Source organism: Mycobacterium sp. P7213, from assembly GCF_900604305.1.
In the GTDB taxonomy this organism is placed as follows: Bacteria; Actinomycetota; Actinomycetes; order Mycobacteriales; family Mycobacteriaceae; genus Mycobacterium.
This window is the reverse complement of sequence record NZ_UWOA01000100.1, coordinates 1-1,960: the sequence shown is the minus strand read 5'-3', so window position 1 is coordinate 1,960 and position 1,960 is coordinate 1. Positions and strand designations below refer to the sequence as shown.

Genomic DNA, 1,960 nt, shown 5'->3' with positions numbered 1-1,960 from the left:
CGCCACCACCGCCGCCACCACCACCTCCCGGCGAGTGGACCAGCACCACAGTGACCCGCCTGCTGCCGGACGGCTCAACACTGACCCTGGTGGCCGACACGTCGGGGATCAGCGCGCGCCATTCGGAGCTGCGGTACGACCTGCTCGTCGGCGGCGCGATCGGGCTCGGGTTGGTCGCGTTGCTCGTCGGCCTCGCCGCCGCTCGGGCACTTGCCCCCTTGCAGCGAATGACCACGACTGCGCAGCTGATCGCCCACGGCGACCGGGGCCGTCGACTCCGCCCGGACCGGCCGCACACCGAGCTCGGTCAGGCCGCTGCCGCGTTCGACAGCATGCTCGACGCTCTGGAGACCGCCGAACGCGAAGCACGCCAAGCCGCAGATTCCGCGCAGCGAGCCGAGGCCAATACCCGCCGTTTCCTCTCCGACGCCGCACACGAGCTTCGCACTCCGATCGCCGGGATCCAGGCCCTGGCACAGCAACTCGCCGCCAACACCGGAAATGCGGCTCGCAGAGGTCGATTCGCGACATTACTCGCGGGCGAAACCCGCCGCGCCGCTCGGCTGGTGGCCGACCTGCTCGATATCGCGCGCATCGACGCCGGGGCGGCACTGCGCTGTGAGGACGTCGACTTGGTCGAGATCGCGGCCGCCGAAGTCGACCGTGCCGCGATGTTGGCCCCCAACCTGACTGTGCGCCTTACCGGGGACGGTCAGACTTTGCCGGTGCACGCCGACCCCCAACGCATCGCGCAGATCCTGACCAACCTGCTGGACAACGCCTGTCGGCACACCCCGCAGGGCGGCGAGATCACCGTGCACACCGGCCGCGGTGAACACGACGCCGAAATAACCGTCACCGATACCGGTCCCGGGGTTCCCGACTCCGACCGCGAGCGGGTGTTCGACCGGCTGGTCCGCCTCGACGACGCGCGTAACCGCGACTCCGGGGGCGCCGGTCTAGGCCTGCCGATCGCCAGGGCACTGGCGCAGGCGCATCACGGCAACCTCGAGTGTCTGCCGAGGCAAACCGGTGCGGCATTCCGGCTCAGCGTGCCGCTGGCACGTGAGAAGGACCAGCAGAATGGCTAGAAATACCTAATCGCCTACGGATCTTCGTCGTCTTCCTCGTCGCCGGAATCGTTGTTGCTCAGTAATTTTTCCGGATGGTGATAGTGGTTGATCCGGGGTTGACCGTGGTCTAGATGCGGTGGGGACAGGGTTTCGGTGGTGCCGTCGTGACGTTTGCGGGTCTTCCAGCCGCCTGAGGTGATGAGTTGGTGGTGCGGGCCGCAGCGCAGGGTGAGGTCGGTGATGTCGGTGCGGCGGGTTTTGGCGTAGTCGTGGTCGTGGTGGACTTCGCAGTGGTAGCCGGATGTGGGGCAGTTGGGGTGGGAACAGCCGCGTTCTTTGGCGTACAGCACGATGCGTTGGGCGGGGTTGGCGAGGCGTTTGGTGTGGAAGAGGGCGAGTTCTTCGGCGCCTTGGTAGATGCGTAGGTAGTGGTGGGCGTGGCCGGCTAGGGCGATGACGTCGCGGATGGGTAGCCAGGTGCCGCCGCCGGTGTGGGCTTTGCCGGTGCCGGATTCCAGATCGGCCAACGTGGTGGAGACGATGATGGTGGCGGGTAACCCGTTGTGCTGGCCGAGGTTTCCTGAGGCGAGTAGGGCGCGGCCCATGGCGGTCAGGGCGTCGTGATTGCGTTGCGCACCAGTGCGGGTGTCGGTGTCGATCTGGGTTTGCGAGGATGTGCCGCCGGTGCAAGGGATCTCGTCGTGGGGGTTGCACATGCCGGGGGCGGCCCAGCGGGCCAGTACGGCATCGAGGGTGGCGCGGGCTTGGGGGTCGAGATAGCCCTTGATCGGGCTCATGCCGTCACGGTCTTGGGGGCCGAGCACAATCCCGCGGCGTTTGGCTCGTTGTTCGTCGCTGTAGTTGCCGTCGGGATGTAGATGATCGGC

2 protein-coding genes are annotated in these 1,960 nt (G+C 67.3%); one reads left to right on the top strand and one right to left on the bottom strand.

Translation table 11 applies throughout. From position 1 onward, the window contains the following. Window positions 1-1,091 (top strand): sensor histidine kinase (locus tag EJK91_RS21325; RefSeq protein ID WP_164518070.1); only part of this gene is annotated, 1,091 nt, incomplete at its 5' end. Window positions 1,092-1,105: 14 nt separating this feature from the next. Here the strand turns inward: EJK91_RS21325 and EJK91_RS21320 are convergent. After that, window positions 1,106-1,960: HNH endonuclease signature motif containing protein (locus EJK91_RS21320; RefSeq protein ID WP_164518069.1), on the bottom strand; the 855-nt coding region annotated here is incomplete at its 5' end.